This is a genomic window from Stenotrophomonas sp. CFBP 13718 (assembly GCF_014842145.1).
Lineage (GTDB): Bacteria > Pseudomonadota > Gammaproteobacteria > Xanthomonadales > Xanthomonadaceae > Stenotrophomonas.
In genome coordinates this window covers 1-21,129 of the sequence record NZ_JACYVC010000013.1, presented here as the reverse complement: position 1 = coordinate 21,129, position 21,129 = coordinate 1, and the positions used below count along the sequence as shown (strand labels likewise).

At 67.4% G+C, this 21,129-nt stretch carries 22 protein-coding genes and 1 riboswitch; of the genes, 10 read left to right on the top strand and 12 right to left on the bottom strand.

Going from position 1 to position 21,129, the window contains the following annotated elements; translation table 11 throughout:
* The first annotated feature begins 137 nt into the window (after positions 1-137).
* From IFT58_RS16730 to IFT58_RS16720, 3 genes are read left to right on the top strand one after another with little or no spacing between them, the layout of a single operon-like run.
* Positions 138-1,583 (top strand): PLP-dependent aminotransferase family protein, encoded by a 1,446-nt coding sequence (locus IFT58_RS16730; protein ID WP_192096231.1) that lies wholly within the window; start codon positions 138-140, stop codon positions 1,581-1,583.
* A gap of 9 nt (positions 1,584-1,592) precedes the next feature.
* Complete coding sequence (locus IFT58_RS16725; RefSeq protein ID WP_192081109.1) at positions 1,593-2,075, top strand: GAF domain-containing protein; 483 nt, start codon at positions 1,593-1,595, stop codon at positions 2,073-2,075.
* Positions 2,072-2,404: a TfoX/Sxy family protein gene (locus IFT58_RS16720; RefSeq protein ID WP_188325960.1), complete on the top strand. Its 333-nt coding sequence runs from the start codon at positions 2,072-2,074 to the stop codon at positions 2,402-2,404. Before IFT58_RS16725 ends, IFT58_RS16720 begins: the two co-directional genes overlap by 4 nt.
* A 453-nt stretch (positions 2,405-2,857) precedes the next feature.
* On the opposite strand, the gene IFT58_RS16715 is transcribed toward IFT58_RS16720, so the two are convergent.
* Positions 2,858-3,445, bottom strand: a complete 588-nt coding sequence (locus IFT58_RS16715; protein WP_192096230.1) for a histidine phosphatase family protein — start codon at positions 3,443-3,445, stop codon at positions 2,858-2,860.
* A 165-nt stretch (positions 3,446-3,610) separates the two neighbouring features.
* Positions 3,611-3,827: riboswitch (cobalamin riboswitch) on the top strand.
* A gap of 116 nt (positions 3,828-3,943) precedes the next feature.
* Here IFT58_RS16715 and btuB point away from each other — a divergent pair.
* Entirely contained in the window at positions 3,944-5,782 is a 1,839-nt protein-coding gene (btuB, locus tag IFT58_RS16710; protein ID WP_192096228.1) for a TonB-dependent vitamin B12 receptor, read from the top strand.
* A 254-nt stretch (positions 5,783-6,036) separates the two neighbouring features.
* Here btuB and gph read toward each other — a convergent pair whose 3' ends face one another.
* Together gph and IFT58_RS16700 are read right to left on the bottom strand one after the other, a co-directional pair.
* Positions 6,037-6,711 (bottom strand): phosphoglycolate phosphatase, encoded by a 675-nt coding sequence (gene gph / locus IFT58_RS16705; protein WP_192096226.1) that lies wholly within the window; start codon positions 6,709-6,711, stop codon positions 6,037-6,039.
* Positions 6,712-6,809: 98 nt separating this feature from the next.
* The gene (locus tag IFT58_RS16700) at positions 6,810-7,712 is read right to left on the bottom strand and encodes a LysR substrate-binding domain-containing protein (RefSeq protein WP_192096223.1); all 903 of its coding nucleotides are present in this window, start codon (positions 7,710-7,712) and stop codon (positions 6,810-6,812) included.
* A 98-nt stretch (positions 7,713-7,810) separates the two neighbouring features.
* Here IFT58_RS16700 and IFT58_RS16695 point away from each other — a divergent pair, with 98 nt between their 5' ends.
* The gene (locus tag IFT58_RS16695) at positions 7,811-8,449 is read left to right on the top strand and encodes an NAD(P)H-binding protein (protein WP_192096221.1); all 639 of its coding nucleotides are present in this window, start codon (positions 7,811-7,813) and stop codon (positions 8,447-8,449) included.
* A 31-nt stretch (positions 8,450-8,480) separates the two neighbouring features.
* On the opposite strand, the gene dinB is transcribed toward IFT58_RS16695, so the two are convergent.
* A complete protein-coding gene (gene dinB, locus IFT58_RS16690; RefSeq protein WP_188325955.1) occupies positions 8,481-9,566 on the bottom strand; it encodes a DNA polymerase IV in 1,086 nt (361 codons plus the stop codon).
* Positions 9,567-9,759: 193 nt separating this feature from the next.
* Here dinB and fabA point away from each other — a divergent pair, with 193 nt between their 5' ends.
* Together fabA and fabB are read left to right on the top strand one after the other, a co-directional pair.
* Positions 9,760-10,275 (top strand): 3-hydroxyacyl-[acyl-carrier-protein] dehydratase FabA, encoded by a 516-nt coding sequence (gene fabA / locus IFT58_RS16685; RefSeq protein WP_192096219.1) that lies wholly within the window; start codon positions 9,760-9,762, stop codon positions 10,273-10,275.
* A complete protein-coding gene (fabB, locus tag IFT58_RS16680) occupies positions 10,275-11,483 on the top strand; it encodes a beta-ketoacyl-ACP synthase I (RefSeq protein WP_192096217.1) in 1,209 nt (402 codons plus the stop codon). The genes fabA and fabB overlap by 1 nt, the downstream gene beginning before the upstream one ends.
* 96 nt (positions 11,484-11,579) lie before the next feature.
* On the opposite strand, the gene IFT58_RS16675 is transcribed toward fabB, so the two are convergent.
* Genes IFT58_RS16675 through IFT58_RS16665 form a run of 3 tightly spaced genes read right to left on the bottom strand, consistent with a single transcriptional unit; the run spans position 11,580 to position 14,019 of the window.
* A complete protein-coding gene (locus IFT58_RS16675; RefSeq protein ID WP_192081101.1) occupies positions 11,580-12,266 on the bottom strand; it encodes an HAD-IA family hydrolase in 687 nt (228 codons plus the stop codon).
* A complete protein-coding gene (locus IFT58_RS16670) occupies positions 12,263-12,964 on the bottom strand; it encodes a pseudouridine synthase (RefSeq protein WP_188325951.1) in 702 nt (233 codons plus the stop codon). The genes IFT58_RS16675 and IFT58_RS16670 overlap by 4 nt, the downstream gene beginning before the upstream one ends.
* Positions 12,961-14,019 (bottom strand): class I SAM-dependent methyltransferase, encoded by a 1,059-nt coding sequence (locus tag IFT58_RS16665; protein WP_192081099.1) that lies wholly within the window; start codon positions 14,017-14,019, stop codon positions 12,961-12,963. The genes IFT58_RS16670 and IFT58_RS16665 overlap by 4 nt, the downstream gene beginning before the upstream one ends.
* A 163-nt stretch (positions 14,020-14,182) precedes the next feature.
* On the opposite strand from IFT58_RS16665, the gene IFT58_RS16660 reads away from it, so the two are divergent.
* A complete protein-coding gene (locus tag IFT58_RS16660) occupies positions 14,183-14,446 on the top strand; it encodes a hypothetical protein (RefSeq protein WP_188325949.1) in 264 nt (87 codons plus the stop codon).
* Between the two features lie 48 nt (positions 14,447-14,494).
* On the opposite strand, the gene IFT58_RS16655 is transcribed toward IFT58_RS16660, so the two are convergent.
* Positions 14,495-14,791 (bottom strand): DUF3247 family protein, encoded by a 297-nt coding sequence (locus IFT58_RS16655; RefSeq protein WP_192096215.1) that lies wholly within the window; start codon positions 14,789-14,791, stop codon positions 14,495-14,497.
* 46 nt (positions 14,792-14,837) lie between these two features.
* A complete protein-coding gene (locus IFT58_RS16650; RefSeq protein ID WP_249405117.1) occupies positions 14,838-16,775 on the bottom strand; it encodes an ATP-binding protein in 1,938 nt (645 codons plus the stop codon).
* Positions 16,776-17,065: 290 nt separating this feature from the next.
* Between IFT58_RS16650 and IFT58_RS16645 the strand changes: the two genes are divergently transcribed.
* On the top strand, positions 17,066-17,638 hold the full coding sequence (locus IFT58_RS16645; RefSeq protein WP_192096214.1) for a DUF3016 domain-containing protein: 573 nt from the start codon (positions 17,066-17,068) through the stop codon (positions 17,636-17,638).
* A gap of 60 nt (positions 17,639-17,698) precedes the next feature.
* Here the strand turns inward: IFT58_RS16645 and alr are convergent, their stop codons facing one another.
* Together alr and IFT58_RS16635 are read right to left on the bottom strand one after the other, a co-directional pair.
* Positions 17,699-18,769, bottom strand: a complete 1,071-nt coding sequence (gene alr, locus IFT58_RS16640; RefSeq protein ID WP_192096213.1) for an alanine racemase — start codon at positions 18,767-18,769, stop codon at positions 17,699-17,701.
* A complete protein-coding gene (locus IFT58_RS16635) occupies positions 18,748-20,055 on the bottom strand; it encodes a D-amino acid dehydrogenase (protein ID WP_192096212.1) in 1,308 nt (435 codons plus the stop codon). The genes alr and IFT58_RS16635 overlap by 22 nt, the downstream gene beginning before the upstream one ends.
* 148 nt (positions 20,056-20,203) lie before the next feature.
* Between IFT58_RS16635 and IFT58_RS16630 the strand changes: the two genes are divergently transcribed.
* Positions 20,204-20,683, top strand: a complete 480-nt coding sequence (locus tag IFT58_RS16630) for an Lrp/AsnC ligand binding domain-containing protein (RefSeq protein ID WP_188325943.1) — start codon at positions 20,204-20,206, stop codon at positions 20,681-20,683.
* Positions 20,684-20,742: 59 nt separating this feature from the next.
* Here IFT58_RS16630 and IFT58_RS16625 read toward each other — a convergent pair whose 3' ends face one another.
* Complete coding sequence (locus IFT58_RS16625; protein ID WP_188325942.1) at positions 20,743-20,886, bottom strand: lana protein; 144 nt, start codon at positions 20,884-20,886, stop codon at positions 20,743-20,745.
* Between the last annotated feature and the right edge of the window lie 243 nt (positions 20,887-21,129).

Genomic DNA, 21,129 nt, shown 5'->3' with positions numbered 1-21,129 from the left:
GCTGAGTGGGTGCGCTGGACCGCGCTCGCAGGCACAAAAACGCGCTGACCCGCTACGAAGCGGCGCGCAGCAGGCCCATGCTAGGCTGGCCATCCCACGGTTACAGGCACGGCGGATGGTCAGCGGGATGGGTACAGATGGATGAGCTCACCACATCCCCTCGCTACCAGCTCCTTGCTGATGAACTGGCGGCGGCGATCCACGCCGGACGCCTGCCCAGCGGGGCGCGTCTGCCTTCGCTGCGGCAGATGGCCGACCAGCGCAAGGTCAGCCTGAACACCGTGATCGGGGCCTACCGGCAACTCGAAGATGCCGGTCTGGTGATTCCGCTGCCGCGTTCGGGGTTCGAAGTCGCGCAGCGCCTGCAGGTGCCGCAGCGCTCGTTGCGCGATGTCCCGTCGGCCCCCACCGCCGCCGGCCAGCAGGCGATGATGGCACGCGTCCTTGCCGCACAGCAGCGCCCGCAGGTGCTGGACCTTGCCTTCGCCGGGCCGCGGGGCGCGGCCTTCTATCCCGGCCCCCACCTGCAGCGCGCGACGGCGCAGGTGCTGCGCCGGGGCATGGCCACGGTGGAAACCTACGCGCGACAGAATGGTTCGCAGGCGCTGATCCGGCAGATCGTGCAGCGCGGCCCGCGCATGGGGCTGCACACCGTGCCGGAACGCATCGTGCTGACCCATGGGGCGATGGAGGCCTTGCAGCTTGCGCTGCGCGCGGTCACCCAGCCCGGCGACGCCGTGGGGCTGGAGGCCCCGTCCTACTTCAACCTGTATCCGCTGCTTGCCAGCCTCGGGTTGCAGGCGATCGAACTGCCCACCCACCCGCAACACGGGCTGGACGTGGACGCGTTGGCCACCCTGCTCGATACCACGACGTTGGCCGCGCTGGTGGTGATGCCCACCGTGCACAATCCATTGGGCTGCACCATGCCGGTCGCCGCCAAGCAACGCCTGGCCGCGCTGGCCAGCGCCCGGCGGCTGCCGGTGATCGAAGACATCGTGTACGCCGAGCTGCAGCACACCGAACCGCTGGAACCCTTGCTCAAGGCATTCGACCGCGAGGGCTGGGTCATGGTCTGCGCCGGCTTCTCCAAGACACTGGCACCGGATTACCGCATCGGCTGGCTCGAGGGCGGCCGCTTCAGCGAGCGCATCGCATTGCTCAAGTTCCACTCCAGCGGTGCCGAGTCGCGGTTGCTCGGTGATGCGGTCGCGGCGTTCCTTGAGGCGGGCAACTACGAGCACCATCTCCGGCGCATGCGCCGGCTGTACCGCGAACAGACCGGACGCGTCCGCCAGCTGGTCGCCCAGCACTTTCCGCCCGGCACGCTGGCGACCGAGCCGACCGGCGGTTTCCTGCTGTGGCTGGAAATACCGGGCGTGGACACCGGCCAGCTGTTCGAGCAGGCGCTGGCAGAGGACATCGTGTTCATGCCCGGCCAGGTGTATTCGCGGGGCGCACGCTACCGGCACTGCCTGCGGCTTTCCTGCTGCCAGGCGCTGGATGAGCACTACGTGGCCGGCATAGCGCGGATCGGCGCGCTGGCGCGCGGCCTTGCCGCCCGCGACGCCGTGCCTTGCTAGACTGACGCCATGTTCGCCACCTCTTCGCTGACCGGCAGCAAGCCGGAACAATACGCCCAGCTGCTGGAACAGGCCCGTGCCCTGGTCCATGGCGAGAGCGACCGCATCGCCAATGCGGCCAACCTCTCCGCGCTGATCTACCACGCCGTGCCGCAGCTCAACTGGGCCGGCTTCTACCTGTTCGACGGTACCGAGCTGGTTGTCGGCCCGTTCCAGGGCCTGCCTGCGTGCGTACGCATCCCCCTGCACAAGGGCGTCTGTGGTGCTGCCGCCACCCAGCGCGTGACCCAGCGCATCGACGATGTAGACGCCTTCCCGGGCCATATCGCCTGCGATTCCGCCTCCCGCTCGGAGCTGGTAGTGCCGCTGGTGAAGGGCGATACGCTGATCGGCGTGCTCGACCTGGACAGCCCGGAGCCGGCGCGCTTCGATGCCGATGACCAGGCCGGCCTGGAAGCCATCGCTGCGGTATTCGTCGACGCCCTGCAATGAGCACCCTGCAGCTGCGCAACATCGGTCCGAAGAGCGCTGCCTGGCTGCGCCAGGTGGGGCTGCGCAGCCGCGAAGAACTGCTCGCGATCGGCTCGGTCGGCGCCTTCGTCAAGATCAGGCGCGCAGGCTTCAAGCCCAGCCTCAACCTGCTTTATTCATTGGAAGGCGCGTTGCTGGACTGCCACTGGCAGGACCTGTCCGAAGCACAACGCGGTGCGTTGGTGCAGGACTACGAAGCCCGCATCGCCCTGCAGCCGTTGAAAGCGCCGGGACCGGCCTCCGGCCCCGTGCACGAACGACGCTTCGACGACGCCGACACGCAGGACTGACGGTAGCGCGGACCCAAGGTCGGCGAGCGCAGCGGGCCGTACGCGGACACATTCCGCCGAGCACGACGCGCTGCTACCCGGTAGCGCCGACCCATGGTCGGCGAGCGCAGCGGGCCGTACGCGGAGACATCCCGCCGAGCACGGCTCGGCGCTACAACGANTAGGGTGCCGGTCAGGACGACCGGCATACCCATGGTCGGCGAGCGCAGCGGGCCGTCCGCGGACACATTCCGCCGAGCACGGCTCGGCGCTACAACGACCGCAGCGTCCGACATCGGTAGCGCCGACCCATGGTCGGCGAGCGCAGCGGGCCGTCCGCGGACACATTCCGCCGAGCACGGCTCGGCGCTACAACAATCGCAGCATCCGACATCCGTAGCGCCGACCCATGGTCGGCGAGCGCAGCGGCGCGTCAGCCCCGGCCGAGCATGGCTCAGCGCCACAACGGCGGCATCACGGCTGTTGCAGCTCCAGCAGCTCGCCCCACAGCCCACCGTCGCCCCGCTCTACCCGCAGCCGCAGCCGCGTGCCGTGATCGATACGCAACGCCCAGCACAGGGCCACCGGCAGCCCGCATACCTGCGACAGCACCATCCGCAGCGGACCGCCGTGGCTGACGATCAGCGTTGGCGCCGCATCGTCGGCTTCCTCTGCATCGAACAGCCGATCCAGCGCGCGCGCGATCCGTCGCTCGAAGTGTCCCCAGCTTTCGCCGTTCGGCGGTGGCAACGCGTGCGGATCACGATGAAAGCCCAGCAGTGCCTGCTCGGGCAGCGTGTCGATGGCCACACCATCCCAGTCGCCGAAGTCCAGCTCTTCCCACTCCGCGTCCGGCTGCACCTCCAGCCCTCGCGGTACGGCCAGCGCCACGGCGGTGTGTAGTGCACGCAGGCGGGGCGAGCAGATCACACGCTCCCATTCGTGCAGGTCATAGGCGGCACACAGACCGTCATGCGCACCAGCCAACAACGGTGGATCGGTGCGTCCGTCCAGGTGGGTATCGCGTCCGGTACTGGCGTGGCGCACCAGGTCCAGGATCATCGCCCGCCCCCGGTGTGCCTGTCGTGCATCAGCGGGCGCACGCCCGGGCGTTCGAACAGGGGAACAACACAACACGGCATGGACGTCATCGGCAGATCTGGAACGAAACAGAGGCCATTCTAGTGCACCGGCCGCACCGCCCTGCATTGCCGCGTGTGATCGCTTAGACTGCGCGCACTTCAAGGTGACCTGCGGCGCGAGCTGGCAGGTTGAAACGGGAAGCCGGTGACACATCGTGAGATGCCACTCCGGCGCTGCCCCCGCAACGGTAAGCGCGTCACAAGCGGACATCACGCCACTGTGCCCAGCATGGGAAGGCGTCCGCCCGGTGGGTTCCCACCGACGGCAAGCCCGGAGACCGGCCAGGAAGCACCAGGTTGCGATGCGGAGGGCATCGGCGACGGCCATCGCGACCATTCGCGGTGCGCATCGCCCTGCCCCACGTGCCGCAGCTCCCTTTATGTCCGCGCGGGCGTGCGCGGCAGCCGGAGTTCCCTCATGTCAGTGCAGTCCCGAATCCTTTCCCTGGCCGTGCTTGCCGCACTGCCGGGCGTTGCCCACGCGCAGAACGCAGCGACCGCGCTCGACGAAGTGCTGGTCACCGCCACGCGCACCCCGATCGCGCTGACCGACAGCCTCAGCCCGGCGCAGGTGATCGACCGCGCCGCAATCGAATCCAGCCAGGCGACCTCGCTGCAGGACCTGCTGCGTGGCCGCGCCGGCATCAACCTGACCAACACCGGCGGACTCGGCAAGCAGAGCTCGCTGTTCCTGCGCGGCACCAACTCCTCGCACACCGTGGTGCTGGTGGACGGCGTGCGGATCAATACCGCCGACTTCGGCCTGGCCATGCTGCAGGACCTGCCGCTGGCGCAGATCGAGCGCGTGGAGATCGTGCGCGGGCCACAGTCCAGCCTGTATGGCGCGGATGCCATTGGCGGCGTCGTGCAGATATTCACCCGCCGCAACACAGGCGGATTCGCACCGCACCTGGAGCTGGGCGGCGGCAGCAACGGACTTCGCCAGGCCAGCGGCGGTATCGGCGGGGGCACGGAACGGGGCTGGTTCGGCATCGATATCGCCTACCAGCACAGCGATGGCATCGATGCCTGCCGCGGCTCGGCGGCCACCTTCCAAGGCTGCGGCGCGGATGAGCCAGACCGCGACGGCTACCGCAACCTGTCCAAGAGCGCGCGCGGCGGCTACCACGTCAACGACCAGTGGACCGTAGAGGGCAGCGCGTTGCGCGCCGAAGCGGAGAACCACTACGACGGCTATTACAACTATTCCGAGACCCTGCAGCAGGTACTGGCTGGCAAGGTCCGCTATGCCCCCTCTGAGCGGTTGACCGTGACCGCCAACATCGGCCGCAGCGACAACGAGTCCGACAACAGCGGCCCTTTCGGTGCGTTCGGCCGTGCGCAGACACAGCGTGACAGTGCCTCGGCGCAGGCTGACATCGGCCTTGCCGACGGCCAGCTGCTGAGCGGCGGCGTGGACTGGAGCGATGACAGCCTGGACGGCAGCAGCGCTGGCTATCTGGTCGACAGCCGTGACAACACCGGCGTGTTCCTGCAGTACCAGGGACGCTTCGGTCAGCACCAACTGCAGGCCAGCGTGCGCAACGATGACAACGAGCAGTTCGGTAACCACACCACCGGTTCGCTGGCGTGGGGCATGGAACTGGGCAGCGGCTGGAAGCTGACCGCCAGCCATGGCACCGCGTTCAAGGCACCTACTTTCAGCGATCTGTACGATCCGTGGAGCGGTGTTGCCGCCCTTGATCCGGAGAAGGCGCGCAGCACCAATGTCGGCGTCGCTCAGCAGGGCCAAGGCTGGCGCTGGGGCCTGGATGTTTACGAGACGCGCGTGGACGACCTGATCACGTATGACGCGGCAACCTTCCGCATGACGCAGGTAGAAAAGGCCCGCATCCGCGGAGCCGAGCTGACCGGCACCACCCGCGTGGCCGGTATCGACGTCAACGCGCAGCTGAGCTACACCGATCCGCGCAACCACACCGTCGGCACCCAGTACGACAACTGGCTGGCGCGTCGCGCGCAGCAGACCGCGCGCATCGATCTGGACCGCCGCTTTGGTGACGTGCGTGTGGGCGTCACCGGCTTCGGTGCCGGCAAGCGTTACGACGATGCCGCCAACACCGTGAAGCTGGGCGGCTACGGCACGCTGGACGTGCGCCTTGAGTACGCGCTGGGTCCAGACTGGTCGTTGCTGGCGCGTGCGGCGAACGTATTCGATCGCCGCTACGAAACCGTCGCCTGGTACAACCAGCCCGGCCGCGAGTACCAGCTCAGCGTGCGCTACCAGCCGCAGTAACGCAGCGGGAGTGGTAGCGCCGACCCATGGTCGGCGAGCGCAGCGGGCTGTGTGCGGAGACATTCCGCCGAGCACGGCTCGGCGCTACCACAGCGTCCGACAGCGGTAGCACCGAAGGCAGCGGCAGGAGCCGCGGCCAACGTCGCGTGCGACGGCCCGCAGGGTGCCGGTCAGGACGACCGGCATACCCATGGTCGGCGAGCGCAGCGGGCCGTGTGCGGAAGCATTCCGCCGAGCACGGCTCGGCGCTACCGTTACGCCCCGGCGCGCAACCCAGGCAGATCGCGCAGGTCATCGATCACGGTGACCGCTTCGTTGTGCTGCAGATCCAGCCCCCGCGGATAGCCATAGCGCACCAGGGCAACCGGCATGCCCGCATCCAGTGCGGCACGGTAATCCGTCAAGGAATCGCCCACCATCAGGCACGCGGCCGGGTCTTCGCCGAACTGCGCCGCGATGTGTCGCAAGGGCTCGCCACTCGGCTTTCGCTGCGGCAGCGAATCGCCTCCCAGTACCAACGCGAACACAGTGCCGATACCCAGGTGATCCAGCAGCGGCTGCACCAGCGCCGACGGCTTGTTGGTGCAGATGGCCATGGGCACATCACGCGCCTGCAGCACCTGCAGCGCCTCAGCGACGCCATCGAACAGCCGCGGACTGCGCAGCAGGCATTCGCGGTAATGCACCATGAAGCCCGGCATCACCGTGTCCAGATCGATCGTGCTGCCGGCCGCGGTGAAGGCCTGCTCCACGAGCCGGCGCACGCCATCGCCGATCCACGTCAACACGGTGGCCTCCGGCACGCGTGGCAGCTGCCAGTCCACCAAGGTGCGGTTGAGCGCCTCTGCGATATCAGCGGCACTGTCGACGAGCGTGCCATCAAGGTCGAACACGACCAGCGGATAGGGATACGTTGTTGCTTCGCTCACGGGGCGGCTGCGCAATGCGGGGGGATGCACAGTGTAGGGACCTGCGCCGTAACACCGCGTGGTCTCTGCGGACTGCTCTCCGCTGCGTCCGCACGGGCTCAGCAATAGGACGCGAACGCAGGGCCTGAAAAGCGGTCCACCAGGAAGTCGACGAAACTGCGCAGCAATGTCGATTGCTGTCGACGCGAGGCGTACACGGCATGCAGCCCCATCACGTCCAGCGTGTAGTCCGGCAGCAGCGCCACCAGTTCGCCGCTGGCCAACAGCGGATTCACCTGGTAAGCGGGCAGCATGGCGATCCCCGTCCCGCTGCGCACCGCCTCCAGCAGCAACGACGAATCGTTGGCACTGATGTTGCCCGATACACTCACCGCCACCTCGCGCCCATCCCGCCGCAGCCGCCATACCCCCTTGCCCACGTAGTGATGGGTCAGGCAGTTGTGCGATGCCAGCTCTTCCGCGCTCTGCGGCGTGCCGTGCTGCCGCAGGTAAGCCGGGGCCACGCACAGCACCGACCGGCAGTCCGCCAACCGCCGCGCTATCAGCGCCGGATCGATCTTCCGTGAAATGCGCACCGCCAGATCGATGCGCTCTTCCACCAGATTGACGATGCGGTCCACCATCAGCAGTTCGATCCGTGCCTGCGCGTGGCGCTTCACGTAGTCCGCAACGGCGGGCGCCAAATGCAGCTGCCCGAACGACACGCTGGCCGTTACGCGCAACACACCGTGCGGCTCGGGATCCTGGCTGGCCAGCTCATCTTCCAGCGCCTGACGCACGCTACGCATCTGCTGGAAATGCGACAGCGCAACGTCGCCCGGCCCCGTCAGCCCCACCCGGCGGGTCGTCCGGTGCAGCAGGCGCGCGCCGAGCCACTGCTCCAGCTCCGCCAGATAACGGGTCACCATGGGCCGTGACATGTCCAGGGCCTCCGCCGCAGCCGTCAGACTGCCGCGCTCGGCGACCTCGATGAACACGTCGATGGCAGTAAGTCGGTCCACTTGTTCGATCCATGCAACAAACACGGTCGTTATACGCTGTTTTTCGAACCAGTGGCGACGCCTACAGTGATCGCTCCCAACCGCTACGGAGCTCCCCCATGAAGATCGCCCTCGTCGGTGCCACCGGCAACATCGGTCGCCAGATCGCCCGCCACGCCTTGGCCAAGGGCCATCAGGTAACGGCCATCGTGCGCAGTGAAAAAGCGCTCCCCGCCGAGCTGGCAGGCGCTTCCCTGGCCATCGCCCCGTTGGACGATGCCGCCGCACTGGCCGCCGTCATCCGTGGACACGATGTGCTGGCCAGCGCCTACGGCCCGCGCCCCGGCGATGACATCGGCCAGATCCCCGTCGTGGCCGCGCAACTGGTGGCAGCCGCGCGCGAAGCCAGCGTGCCGCGGCTGGTGGTGGTAGGGGGTGCGGGCAGCCTGGAGGTCGCCCCGGGCCTGCAACTGGTCGACACACCGGATTTCCCGGCCGCTTACAAACCCTTCGCACTCGCCGCACGCGATGCACTGACCCAGCTGCGCCCGGTACAGGACATCGACTGGACGTTCTTCTCGCCCGCCGCAGAAATCGGCCCCGGTGAAGAACGCGGAACCTACCGCGTACAGGCCAGGACCTTCCTCACCGACGCTGACGGCCACAGCCGCATCAGCTACGCCGACTATGGCGCCGCCTTTGTCGAAGAACTCGAAACCAACGCCCACCCGCGCGAAATCATCACCGCCGCCTACTGACGAAAACGGGGACGGAGGGAATTAATTTCGATTAATTCCCTCCGTCCCCGTTTTGGAAGAGGTCGCCCTGCAGGACGGGCTCGCGCTCGCGGAAGCCGCCCAGGCCGACGCCGACCAGCCGGTAGCGGGTGTCTTCTGGCAGGTCCACGCGGGCCCGCAGGGCCAGTGCGATGTCACGCAGCGCTTCCATTGATTCCGGCGCGCGCTCCGGCGTGTAGCTGCGGGTCAGGATGCGGAACTGCGCGGTCTTCAGCTTCAATACCACGGTATGCCCGATGCGGTCGGTCTTGCGCGTGGCTGTCCAGGTCTTCTCGGCCAACTGCACGATGGCCGGCTCCAGTGCATCCAGCGGCAGGTCTTCGGCGAAGGTGTCCTCCGACGATATCGACTGCACCTGCTGGTCGGGCTCCACCGGACGTTCGTCGATGCCGCGCGCGCGGTTGTACAGGCTGCGGCCGAAGCTGCCGAAGGCTTCCTCCAGCGACGCCGCCGACCAGGCGCGCAGGTCGCCGCAGGTGATGATGCCCAACGCTGCCAGCTTGCCCTCCATCACCGCGCCGACGCCCGGGACCTTCTTCACCGGTAGCGGCAGCAGAAACGCATCCACCCGCTGCGGCGTCACCACGAACTGCCCATCCGGCTTGCGCCAGTCCGACGCGATCTTCGCCAGGAACTTGTTCGGCGCGATGCCGGCAGAGGCGGTCAGCGCGGTCTCATCGCGGATCTGCGTGCGTATCTCGCGGGCGATGTCGGTTGCCAGCGCGATGCCGGATTTCGGCACGGTCACATCCAGGTACGCCTCGTCCAGCGACAGCGGCTCCACCAGGTCGGTGTGGCGCAGGAAGATCTCGCGTACCTGCCGCGAAACCGCCTTGTAGCGGGCGAAGTCCGGCGGCACGAACACGGCATCCGGGCACAGCCGTTCAGCCCGCAGTGCCGGCATGGCCGAGCGGATGCCGAACACCCGGGCCTCGTAGGAGGCCGCGCAGACCACCGAACGCGCCCCACGCCACGCCACCACCACCGGCCTTCCGCGCAGTGACGGGTCATCGCGCTGCTCCACCGACGCGTAGAACGCGTCCATGTCAACGTGGATGATCTTGCGCATAGTGCTCATGATGAAGGGAAAGGGGGCATTCGACCTTGGTGGGCCACACGCCGAAGTATGGTCGTTGCACATCAACAGGATGCGCGTTTTCAGCTGTACACACTACGCGTGCGTACGGTGGAAATGTTTGATTGAAACCATTCCCGTCATGCATCCTCGGGCGCTTGATTACCCGTTCTTCGCTTCCAGGATCGTGCTTTCCATGACTCGTCTCCACGCGTTCGACCGCGACCAGCTGCTGGCCAGCGCCCGCGGTGAACTGTTCGGCGCCAGCGCCGGGCGCCTGCCCAACGACCCGATGCTGATGTTCGACCGCATCACCGACATCCGCGATGACCGCGGCCCGCACGGCAAGGGCATGGTACGCGCAGAACTGGATATCCGTCCGGACCTCTGGTTCTTCAAGTGCCACTTCGCCGGCGACCCGGTCATGCCCGGCTGCCTGGGGTTGGATGCCATGTGGCAGCTCACCGGCTTCTTCCTGACCTGGCTCGGCGCCCCCGGCCGGGGCCGTGCGCTTGGCTGTGGCGACGTGAAGTTCACCGGCCAGGTCCTGCCCGACGCCAAGCTGGTCAGCTATGAAGTCGACATCACCCGGGTCATCAACCGCAAGCTGGTGATGGCCCAGGCCGACGCCCGCATGCTGGTGGATGGCCGCGAAATCTACGTCGCCAAGGATCTGCGCGTGGGCCTCTTCACTTCCACCGAGAACTTCTGATGCGTCGCGTCGTCATTACTGGAATGGGCATCACCTCGTGCCTGGGCAACGACCTGGACACCGTATCGGCGAACCTGCGTGCCAGCCGCCCCGGCATCACCGCCCTGCCTGACCATGCCGAAGCCGGCCTGCGCAGCCAGGTCGGTGGTCGCGTGGACCTGGACCTGGATGCGTTGATCGACCGCAAGCTCAAGCGCTTCATGAGCGATGCCTCGGCGTTCGCCTACATCGCCGCACGCGATGCCATCGCCGATGCCGGCCTGACCACCGAACAGGTGAGCAACCCGCGTACCGGCCTGATCGCCGGTTCCGGCGGTGGCTCCAGCGAGTGGCAGGTGGAAGCGGCCGATATCCTGCGCAGCCGCGGCGTGCGCAAGGTCGGCCCGTACATGGTGCCGCGCACGATGTGCAGCACGGTGTCGGCCTGCCTGGCCACCGCGTTCCAGATCAAGGGCCTCAGTTATTCGTTGTCGGCCGCCTGCGCCACCTCGGCACACTGCATCGGCGCGGCCGCCGACCTGATCCGCCACGGCGCGCAGGACATCATGCTCGCCGGTGGCGGTGAAGACCTGCACTGGTCGATGAGCGTGATGTTCGATGCGATGGGCGCGCTGTCCACCGGCTTCAACGAGACCCCGGCCACGGCCTCGCGCCCGTATGACAAGGACCGCGACGGCTTCGTCATCGCCGGCGGCGGTGGCATGCTGGTGCTGGAAGACTACGACCACGCCATTGCGCGCGGTGCCACCATCCATGCCGAGCTGATCGGCTATGGCGTGACCTCCGATGGCGCCGACATGGTCGCTCCGTCCGGCGAAGGTGCGGTGCGCTGCATGAAGATGGCCATGGAACACGTGGACCGTCCGCTGGATTACCTCAATACGCACGGCACGTCCACGCCGCTGGGCGACGTCACCGAGCTGGGTGCGATCCGCGAAGTATTCGGCGAGGCCATTCCGCCGCTGTCGTCGACGAAGGCGCTGTCGGGCCATTCGCTGGGTGCGGCAAGCGTGCACGAGGCGATCTACTGCCTGCTGATGATGCGCGATGGGTTCATTGCCGGTTCGGCGAACATCACCGAGCTTGATCCGAAGGTGGAAGGATTCCCGATCGTGCGCGAGAGCCGCGAGCAGCAGCTGGATACGGTGATGTCCAACAGCTTCGGCTTCGGCGGCACCAACGCCGCGTTGGTGTTCGGCCGGGTCTGAGCCGATCCGCTGGGCGCAGCCGGATAACGGTCGTGACGGGAGCGCCAGGTAGCGCCGAGCCAGGCTCGGCGTCACCCCACACCGCGCGAGGGTGCCTCAGCGTGCAGCCGCCAACCAGGGCACCAGCAGGGCCCGCACGTCATGCAGTGAGTCCACGATGCGGTGGCCCAGCGCACGCAGGCTGTCATCCGGATGCACCAGATCGGGCACCTGGATGGCGGTCATGCCCGCGGCCACGGCGGCCCGCGTGCCGGCGGGCGAATCCTCCAGCGCCAGGCAGCGCGCCGGGTCCTTGCCCAGCCGCTGCGCGGCCAACAGGTAGATATCCGGCGCCGGCTTGGGGTGTTGCACATCGCTGCTGGTCACCACCGCGTCGAAGTACGGCAGAAGGCCACTGGCCCCCAGCTTGCGGTTGGCGCGGGGTTGCCGGGTAGAGGTCGCCACCGCACGCGGCACGCCGTGCGTCTTCAGCAGATCGAGCAGTTCCAGGATGCCCGGGCGCAGCGGCAGGCCGGCCTGGGTGCGCGCCTCGTACAGGTCATGGCAGTTCGAAAACAGGGAGGCGATCCGCGCCTCGTCGACGTGCTGCAGCAGAAGCCGCTCGCAGTCACGATCACCCAGCCCCACCATCTGCAGGAAGAATCCATCGGGCAGCGCGATGCCCATTGCCGCCGATGCCTCGCTCCAGCAGGCAATCGACACCCGCTCGCTGTCGATCATCAGACCGTCCATGTCGAAGATGACGGCGTCGGGGCGGCACGGCAAAGCGGCAATCTCGCTCACGGCGCGAACAGGGTGTCCAGATCGGTCGCATCCAACGGACGCCACTGCCCCTCTTCCAGCCCTTGCAGTCCCAGCCCACCCACACGGCTGCGGTGCAGCGCGTCGACGTGGTTGCCGACCGCAGCGAACATCCGCCGCACCTGGTGGTAGCGGCCCTCATGCAGCACCAGCGTCGCGCTGCGCGGGCCATGCACGGTCAGCTCGGCCGGCAGCAGCGGGGTCTTCTCCGCTTCCAGCATCAGCGCGCCGCTGGCGAACTGTCCTGCCTCGTCACCGCGCAGGTCCTCAGCCAGCTCCACCTCATACACCTTCGGCAGCTTGGCCTTCGGCGAGATGATCCGGTGCAGCAGCCCACCGTCGTCGGTCAGCAGCAGCAGGCCACTGGTATCGCGGTCCAGTCGACCCACCGTGGACAACACCGGGTCACGATCGCGGTAGCGCGGCGGCAGCAGGTCATACACCAGCCGCCCCTTGTCCTTGGTCGAACAGGTGACACCGCGCGGCTTGTGCAGGGCGATGGTCAACCCGACCGGGGCGTCCAGCGGCTCGCCGTCCACGCGGATGGCCTCGTGCGCCACTTGATCGTCGGCGTACAGGACCTCGCCCTCCGCATCGGTGACGCGGCCCTCGCGAAACAGCCACTGCACCTGCTTGCGGCTCCCGTAGCCCAGGTTTGCAATCAGCTTGACCAGCTTCACCGGCTGCCTCCGCGCACCGCCTCGATCAGCTTGAACCCATCACGCTCGGCCACGACCCGCACGGTGCCGAAGCTGTCGTTGAGCACGTTTTCGTAGGGCAGGTGACGGTTGGCGACCACGAACAACCGGCCACCCCGCTTCAACGCCTGCGCGGCCACGGCGATGAACCGCTGGCCGATGTCCGGCCGGTTCTCGCGCGAGGGCGTGTGGAAGGGCGGATTGCTGATGATCACGTCGTAGCCCGGCTCGATGCCGGCGGTGACGTCGCGCCACAGGAACTGCACCGGCAGCGCGCGCGGCGGCTCGGCCAGGTTGAACCGCGCCAGGTCCAGCGCGCGTCCTTCCGCTTCATAGAGGTCCAACGCACTGATGGCGGGGCAGCGCTCCAGCAGTTCGCGCGACAGGTAGCCGTAGCCGGCGCCCAGGTCGGCCGCACGCCCGGCCAGATCGGCGGGCAGATGCTCGGCCAGCAGCACCGACGCAGGGTCCGTACGGTCCCATGCGAACACCCCGGGGCGGCTGATGAAGCGCCCGCCCAGGATCGGGCGCGGGGTATCCAGTGCCGCCCAGCGCTTGGCCAGCGCCTCGTCGTGCTGTCCCGCTGCAGGGGCGCTCCAGTACACGCGGCAATGGTGCTTGGTCAGGCTGCCGCCCAGCCCGGTCAACTGCTTGAAGTCGCCCTCGCCCGAGCGTGCGCCTTCATCGTTGTGCTGGCAGGCGACAATCACCCCGCCTGGTGCCAGCAGGGTCAGCGCACGGGCAAACAGCGCGCGCGCTTCGTCGCGCTGGCGCGGCGGCAGGACCAGCACCAACGCATAGCGGCCCGCCTGCTCGGCACCCAGTTCGGCGGCAACCTCGAAGCCACCGGCCTCCAGGGCCTGTGCGAAGGGGGCGAAGCTCTGCTCGCAGATGACCTCCCGACCCTGCGCCTGCTCGCGCAATGGCCAGCCATCGCGCGCGCGCAGGAAGGCCGCCGGCCCCTGCGGCCAGCGCAGCAGGCCTTGGGACAAGGGCAGGAACAAGGTCTGCAGCGGGGCGTCGTCGCGGGCGGCCATCGGGCACGTAAGCCTTGGAATCTTCAGGGGGCGACCATTGTAGCGGCTCCGCGCCACCGGCTTGCTGACCGCCCGCTTTGCGAAAACCCAACATCCCCTTGATGCAACGCGAACACCCCAGCGGTCAGGGTAGGGGCACCCCCGCAATCCTTGGAGATACCGCATGCGTGCCTTGTTCGTCGGTGGCGTGGTCGACAACAGTGAGATGGACCTGGAGGGCAGTCAGCCGCCCGTGCACTATCCGGAAGATACCGGCGGTGGACATGCCCGCTACCGCCTGCATCAGGTCGGCAAGACCGGCGATGGCAGCGTTGCCTATGCGGTTTATGGGGCACCGGACCTGGCCGATGAGGAGATCAGCCGCGTCGCAGACGAGCGCGCCTACGAGCGCCGCTTCGAAGCAACCGCAACACCGTTCGAACACTGATCCCCAGCGGGAGCGGGCCGTCCAACGGCCCGTCCCTGTGTGGTTGCGCTAGCGCCCCGTCACCGGGGGCAGGTCGCGGATCTCGACGATCTCATCCAACCACACGTTGTGCTGCTGGGCGGGCGTATCGAGATCATCCAGCCGCAGCTGGCCGTTGCTGCCTTCATCGCCGGCTTCATCGCGATACTGCTGGATCGTCGGGCGTACCGCGACGGTACCCAGCACACGGCGGCCGTCATCGAGCATCAGCTGCACACGTGAGTCGCCATCGAGGCGGGGAATCAAGGCTTCCAGCGCAGCAATGCGCGCCGGGTCGGTATGGATACGCGGGGCGGTTCTGGACATGGGTAGGTACCTCCTGCCTGCAGCGTCGCTCATGGGTCGTGAAAACTCAGTGCAACGCGGCCTGCGTGGCGGGAAGCTGCACGTGCCGCACGGCGGCCACCAACTGCGCCACCGAATACGGCTTTGCGACATGCTCCTGGAACCCGGACGCCAACGCACGGCGACGATCATCCGCGCGTGCCAGTGCGGTCACTGCCACGGCCGGCAACGCCGCCGCGTCCACGGCCATGTCCTCGCGCAGCGTACGGATCAAGCCGTAGCCGTCCATCCCTGGCATGCCGATATCGGTCAGTAATACATCAAAGCGTTCGTGGCGGTTCTCGTCCAGCAATGCCAGCGCCTCGCCGGCGGACGCCGCAGCGGTTACCGCTGCACCCTGCTCTTCCAGCATGCGGCGCAGGTATTCCAGCACTTCCACCTGATCTTCCACGGCCAGCACGTGCAGGCCGCGCAGTGGATAGGGCTCCACCACGCGCTCGATGATGGGGCCGCCGCTGATCACCTCGCGCAGCGGGCGCGAGCCCTGGTCCTGCACATAGCGCGGCAGCCGCACGGTAAAGGTCGCGCCATGGCCGTGGCCTTCGCTGGCAGCGGACACCGTGCCGCCATGCAGCTCCACCAGCTGCTGCACGATGGCCAGGCCGAGGCCAAGTCCACCATGGCGTCGCGTGGTGGTTCCGTCGGCTTGGCGGAAGCGTCCGAACAGATGGCCGATGAATTCCGGTGCGATGCCATCGCCGCTGTCCTGCACGGTCACCTGCCAGCCGTCGGGCAGGTCTTCCAGCCGCAGCTTCAGGAAGCCCTCGGCCGGGGTGAACTTGATCGCGTTCGACAGCAGGTTCCACAACACCTGCTGCATGCGTGTCGCATCGCCCAGCACCAGGCAGGGACCATCGGGCAGCTCGATGCTGACGTCCAGCGCCTTGCCCTCTGCCACCAGTTCCTGCGCACCCAGCGCCTCGTTCAGCTGGTCGCGCAGATCCAGCACTTCCACTTCCAGCTGCACCTTGCCCAGCAGCATGCTGCTCAGGTCCAGCATGTCCGAGATCAGGCGCTTCTGCGCATTGGCACTGCTGGCGATCACGCCCAGGCCCTTGCGCAGCGGACTGTCCGCCTCGACCCGCTGCAGCAACAGCTCGCTCCAGCCCAGGATGGTGGTCAACGGCGTACGCAGCTCGTGCGACAACGTGGCCAGGAACTCGTCCTTCAGCCGCGCCGTGTTCTCTGCCGCGCTGCGTGCTGCGCGCTCGGACTGCAGCAGCTCTTCGCGCGCCAGTTCGATCTCCCGGCGTTCAGTGACATCCGGGCTGCTGCCCGCGAGGCCGACGAAGTGACCCTGACGGGAGAACCGCGGACGTGCGTTCATCTCCAGCCAGCGCCATTCGCCATCGGCGCGGCGCGCCCGTACCAGCGTCTGCATCGAGCGCTGCGCCGACAGCGCTTCGCGCAGTTCGTACTCAAACACCGACGCATCGTCGGGATGCACCAGCCCCCGCCACACGTCTTCCGGCAGGCGGCTTTCGTCGCCGCCGAAGAACTCGGTGAACGCACTATTGACGAACCGCGAATGGCCGAGCTCGTCCAGCACCCACACCGGCATCGGCAATCCATCCGCCAGTGCACTGAAGCGCGCTTCGCTCTCGCCCAGCTCGCCCTCGATCTGCTTGCGTGCGCTGACGTCGAAGAACAACACCGCGACCGTATCATCCCCCGCTGCCCCGACCTGCACCGCATCGACCGAGTACGAGCGGCCCAGCGCCCGCGCCTCCATCTCGAACTGGGCGGGCTGGCCCGTGCGGGCGACACGGCCGTAGATGCGGAACCAGTCCGCTTCATGGCCAGGCTCCAGCTCGGACATGCGCTTGCCCACCGGATCGATAAGACCGGTATGGCGGGCGAAGGAATCGTTCACTTCAAGGAACAGGTAATCCACAGGCCGCTCGTTCTCGAACAGCACCTTGATCACGCAGAACCCCGCATACATGCGTTCCAGCACATGCCGGTGGTGGTCCGCAGCACTGGGCACAGCCGGGCGGGACGGGGTTTCCACGGTCGTATCGAGAGAGGACAAGGGCATGGTCAGCCTGGGAACAGTCAGCACAGCATGGTCCAGACTGCGTATTCGCAGCGTCAAGCGCCAACGGTCACGTATCAGGCGATGAATTGCCCATGAGCGCGGACCGCCTGCGACCGCCGGGCCCTTGTCCGGCCCCGACGACAGGCCCACACTGGATCGCACACCCACTGCGCCGCCTGCGGCGCTGGAGCCAGGTCATGACCCGCCTCTCGACACCCCGGCTGCTGCTGGCCACCTTGCTTGCTACTGCGGCGATCACCGCCACGGCGGCGCCGCGTACCGTTACCGATCCCCAGGCGCCGCGCGCACTGGAAGCCGACGGCCCGGTCAGCGTGAAGTGGAACGACCCCAGCGGATTCACCGAACTGCGCAACAGCACCAACCGGTTCGAGGCCGAGCGCGGCAACTGGGTACAGCAACTGGCCGAGTACACGCGCAAGACCGCCAGCAAGAGCCTGCAGCCCGGCCAGCTGCTGGATGTCACCTTCGTGGACATCAAGCGTGCCGGTGATTTCGAGCCGTGGCAGGGGCCGCGGGCCAGCGACATCCGCATCATGCGTGACATCTATCCACCCCGGATCACCCTGGCTTACACCCTGAAGGGGGCGGACGGCACCGTGATCGACCAGGGCGAAGCCGCGCTGCGTGACAGCGGCTACCTGCACGGCAGCGTGGGCCTGCACAGCAGCAGCGACCCGTTGCGCTACGAAAAGAAGCTCATCGACGATTGGGTGCGCCGCGACCTGGCCAAGCGGATCGCCGCCAACTGAGCGGATCCCGGGGCCCGGGCCTTCCACGCCAGGCGTGGAAGGAGCCGAGCCCATCGCGGCTCAGCAGTACTCGCGCCTTACCCGCTTGACCGCACACGGCAGCTGGTACGCGCTCACCCCGCACCGCGGCGCCAGCTCGGACAGTGACAACGCCTGCCCACCCCACAGCTGCACCTCGCTACCCACGCCCGCCGCTGCGTGCCGGGTCAGGTCCACGGTCAACATGTCCATCGATACCCGGCCGATGACTTCACCGGGCTGCCCGTCGATCACCACCGGCGTGCCATTCGGAGCGAACTGGGGATAGCCGTCGGCGTATCCCATCGCCACCACCCCGACCCGGGTGCGCTGGGGGGCAACGAAGCGCGCCCCGTAGCCCACCGGCTCGCCAGCCTCGATCCACCGCTCGGCGATCACCTTCGAGCACATGGTCATCACCGGCCGCAGCCGTGCGGTGACGTCCGAACCGACGGCAAGGGGATTGGCGCCGTACAGCATGAGGCCCGGCCGTACCCAGTCACTGCGCACATCCGGCCAGCCCAGCAAGGCCGGCGAATTGCACACGCTGGTCCTGCCCGCCAAGCCGTCGATCGCCGCGGCGAACAGCGCCGCCTGCTCATGCGTGCGTTCACTGTCGAGTTCGTCGGCGCGCGCCAAGTGCGTCATCAGCACGATCTCGCCCACCTGCGGCAATGCGGACAGACGCGCGTGCGCGGCGCGGAACGTCGGTACGTCCAGGCCGAGGCGGTGCATACCGCTGTCCAGCTTCAACCACACTGTCAACGGTACCGGCGATGCGAACGCAGCCAGCGCCTCCACCTGCCAGGGCGCGCCCACGGCCGTCCACAGGCCATGCTCGGCGATCAACAGCAGCTCGCTGGCCTCGAAGAACCCTTCCAGCAGCAGGATGGGCGCGCGGATACCTGCCCCGCGCAGCTCCAGCGCTTCTTCGATGGTGGCGACCGCAAAGCCATCGGCCTCGCTTTCCAGTGCCTGCGCGCAGCGCACCGCACCGTGGCCGTAGGCATCGGCCTTCACCACGGCCAACGCCTTGCCACCGCCCAGCTCCCGCGCCAGCCGATAGTTGCTGCGCAGCGCTTCCAGGTCGATCAACGCACGTGCGGGGCGCATTGCAGGCTCTCCCTGTGCGATGCCGGAACGGCCTTGCTGCCGTAGCGGAAAATATCCAACCCTTCCGTGCTGATCTGCGGCTGGCGCGCGCTCATCAGGTCAGCCAGGTAGCGTCCCGAGCCGCAAGCCATCGTCCAGCCCAACGTGCCATGGCCGGTGTTGAGGAACAGATTGCGGAACGGCGTGGCGCCCACCACCGGCGTGCCATCCGGCGTGGCCGGGCGCAGCCCGGTCCAGAACTCGGCGCGCGACAGGTCACCGCCCTTGGGATACAGATCGCGCACCACCAACTCCAGCGTCTCGCGGCGGCGCGGCGACAGGGACAGGTCGAAACCCGCGACCTCGGCCATGCCGCCTACGCGGATGCGGTTGTCGAAGCGGGTGACCGCCACCTTGTAGCTCTCATCCAGGATCGTCGACGTCGGCGCCATGGCCGGGTCGGTGATCGGCAGGGTCAGCGAGTAGCCCTTCAACGGGTACACCGGCAGGTCCAGCCCGAGGGGGGCGACCAAGGCCGGCGAGTAGCTGCCCAGCGCCACCACGTAGTGATCGGCGGTTTCCAGTTTGCCGTCCACGCGCACGCCGGTGATGCGGTCGCCGTCGTGCTGCACGCCGGCGATATCCACGTCGTAGCGGAACTCCACGCCCGCCTCGGCGGCCATTGCCGCCAGCCGACGGGTGAACAGCTGGCAGTCACCGGTCTGGTCGCGCGGCAGCCGCAGCGCCCCCACCAGCCCATCCACGTGCGCCAGCGCGGGCTCGGCCGCGATGATGCCGGCACGGTCCAGCACCTCATACGGCACGCCGTACTGCGCCAACACCTCGATGTCCTGCGCGGACGCGTCCAGCTGCTGCTGGGTGCGGAACAGCTGCGTGGTGCCCAGCTCGCGCCCTTCGTAGTCGATGCCGGTTTCCGCGCGCAACTGGTTCAAGCAGTCGCGGCTGTACTCGGACATGCGCACCATGCGCGCTTTGTTGATCGCGTAGCGCTCGTGCGTGCAGTTGCGCAGCATCTGCCACAACCAGCGGTACTGGGCCAAGTCCATGCCGGGGCGGATCGCCAACGGCGCGTGTTTTTCAAACAGCCAACCGATCGCCTTGCGCGGCACACCCGGCGCCGCCCACGGTGAGGTGTAGCCGAACGAGAGCTGGCCGGCATTGGCGAAGCTGGTCTCCAGCGCCGGCCCCGGCTGACGGTCGAGCACGGTGACGTCGAAACCGGCCTGGCGCAGGTACCAGGCACTGGTGGTGCCGATGACGCCGCTGCCAAGGATGAGAACGCGCATGAAACTTCTCCAACCCGATCATTCCCTGCGCACAGGCACGCTGGGACCCTATTCGGAGAAGTATAGTCAGCACAAACCAGTGAATTTGCGCGTTTTTTGAAAGCAGATCAGGATATTCACCTGAAATCCATACTCCGCAGGTGACCCGATGGCCACGCGTATCCGCGACCTCGACAAAATTGACCGAAAAATACTGCGCATCCTGCAGGCGGAGGGCCGTATTTCCTTCACTGAACTGGGCGAACGCGTCGGACTGTCGACGACGCCGTGTACGGACCGGGTGCGCAGGCTGGAACGCGAGGCGGTCATCACCGGGTACCACGCCCATCTGGACCCCGCGGCGGTGAAGGCAAGCCTGCTGGTCTTCGTGGAAATCAGCTTGGCGTACAAGTCCGGCGACATCTTCGAGGAGTTCCGCCGCGCGGCCCTGAAGCTGCCCAACGTGTTGGAATGCCATCTGGTGTCGGGGGATTTCGACTATCTGCTGAAGGCACGCATCAGCGAGATGGCGTCGTACCGCAAGCTGCTTGGCAGCACCTTGCTGACCCTGCCCCATGTGCGCGAATCAAAGAGCTACATCGTGATGGAAGAGGTCAAGGAGACGTGGAGCCTGCCGATTCCTGATTGACTGGATGCGGCAGTGCCGGCCCTTGGCCGGCACCCTTTCCTCGCTTTCACGGTGTGGCGTCAGCGTTGCTGCTTGGATCCCTGCTGCGGCTTGTCCTGCGGCTGCTTGGTTTTCTGCGCATCCGCCTGTTGTTGCTGCTGCTGCGGCTGACGACCCTGCTGCGATTTGTCCTGCGACTTATCGTCTTTGTTCTGCGTACCCATGATGGCGCTCACTTGAGGGATGGCGCCTTGGTCGGCGCAGGCCCACCTTCTGCCTGCCTGGGTTACTGGCGGGCGAATGTCGCGTGAGCTGGCGTCTTGATTGTGCTGACTGTGCGGGGGGACTGGTCGAGCGGGTGAGACCCTCGCGACTGGTTGCCTGCTGCTGCATCGGGGGGGGCCGGGCGGTGGGGCGGGTCGGGGGACGGCAAAAGCCGCTCCTGCGTGCCTCGTTTCGCGCCATCC

Excerpts from the sequence above, each read along its gene's own strand:
- IFT58_RS16730 (WP_192096231.1), top strand. The coding sequence starts at position 138 with ATGGATGAGCTCACCACATCCCCTCGCTACCAGCTCCTTGCTGATGAA.
- IFT58_RS16725 (WP_192081109.1), top strand. The coding sequence starts at position 1,593 with ATGTTCGCCACCTCTTCGCTGACCGGCAGCAAGCCGGAACAATACGCC.
- IFT58_RS16720 (WP_188325960.1), top strand. The coding sequence starts at position 2,072 with ATGAGCACCCTGCAGCTGCGCAACATCGGTCCGAAGAGCGCTGCCTGG.
- IFT58_RS16715 (WP_192096230.1), bottom strand. The coding sequence starts at position 3,445 with ATGATCCTGGACCTGGTGCGCCACGCCAGTACCGGACGCGATACCCAC.
- btuB (WP_192096228.1), top strand. The coding sequence starts at position 3,944 with ATGTCAGTGCAGTCCCGAATCCTTTCCCTGGCCGTGCTTGCCGCACTG.
- IFT58_RS16695 (WP_192096221.1), top strand. The coding sequence starts at position 7,811 with ATGAAGATCGCCCTCGTCGGTGCCACCGGCAACATCGGTCGCCAGATC.
- dinB (WP_188325955.1), bottom strand. The coding sequence starts at position 9,566 with ATGAGCACTATGCGCAAGATCATCCACGTTGACATGGACGCGTTCTAC.
- fabA (WP_192096219.1), top strand. The coding sequence starts at position 9,760 with ATGACTCGTCTCCACGCGTTCGACCGCGACCAGCTGCTGGCCAGCGCC.
- fabB (WP_192096217.1), top strand. The coding sequence starts at position 10,275 with ATGCGTCGCGTCGTCATTACTGGAATGGGCATCACCTCGTGCCTGGGC.
- IFT58_RS16665 (WP_192081099.1), bottom strand. The coding sequence starts at position 14,019 with ATGGCCGCCCGCGACGACGCCCCGCTGCAGACCTTGTTCCTGCCCTTG.
- IFT58_RS16660 (WP_188325949.1), top strand. The coding sequence starts at position 14,183 with ATGCGTGCCTTGTTCGTCGGTGGCGTGGTCGACAACAGTGAGATGGAC.
- IFT58_RS16655 (WP_192096215.1), bottom strand. The coding sequence starts at position 14,791 with ATGTCCAGAACCGCCCCGCGTATCCATACCGACCCGGCGCGCATTGCT.
- IFT58_RS16650 (WP_249405117.1), bottom strand. The coding sequence starts at position 16,775 with ATGTATGCGGGGTTCTGCGTGATCAAGGTGCTGTTCGAGAACGAGCGG.
- IFT58_RS16645 (WP_192096214.1), top strand. The coding sequence starts at position 17,066 with ATGACCCGCCTCTCGACACCCCGGCTGCTGCTGGCCACCTTGCTTGCT.
- alr (WP_192096213.1), bottom strand. The coding sequence starts at position 18,769 with ATGCGCCCCGCACGTGCGTTGATCGACCTGGAAGCGCTGCGCAGCAAC.
- IFT58_RS16635 (WP_192096212.1), bottom strand. The coding sequence starts at position 20,055 with ATGCGCGTTCTCATCCTTGGCAGCGGCGTCATCGGCACCACCAGTGCC.
- IFT58_RS16630 (WP_188325943.1), top strand. The coding sequence starts at position 20,204 with ATGGCCACGCGTATCCGCGACCTCGACAAAATTGACCGAAAAATACTG.
- IFT58_RS16625 (WP_188325942.1), bottom strand. The coding sequence starts at position 20,886 with ATGGGTACGCAGAACAAAGACGATAAGTCGCAGGACAAATCGCAGCAG.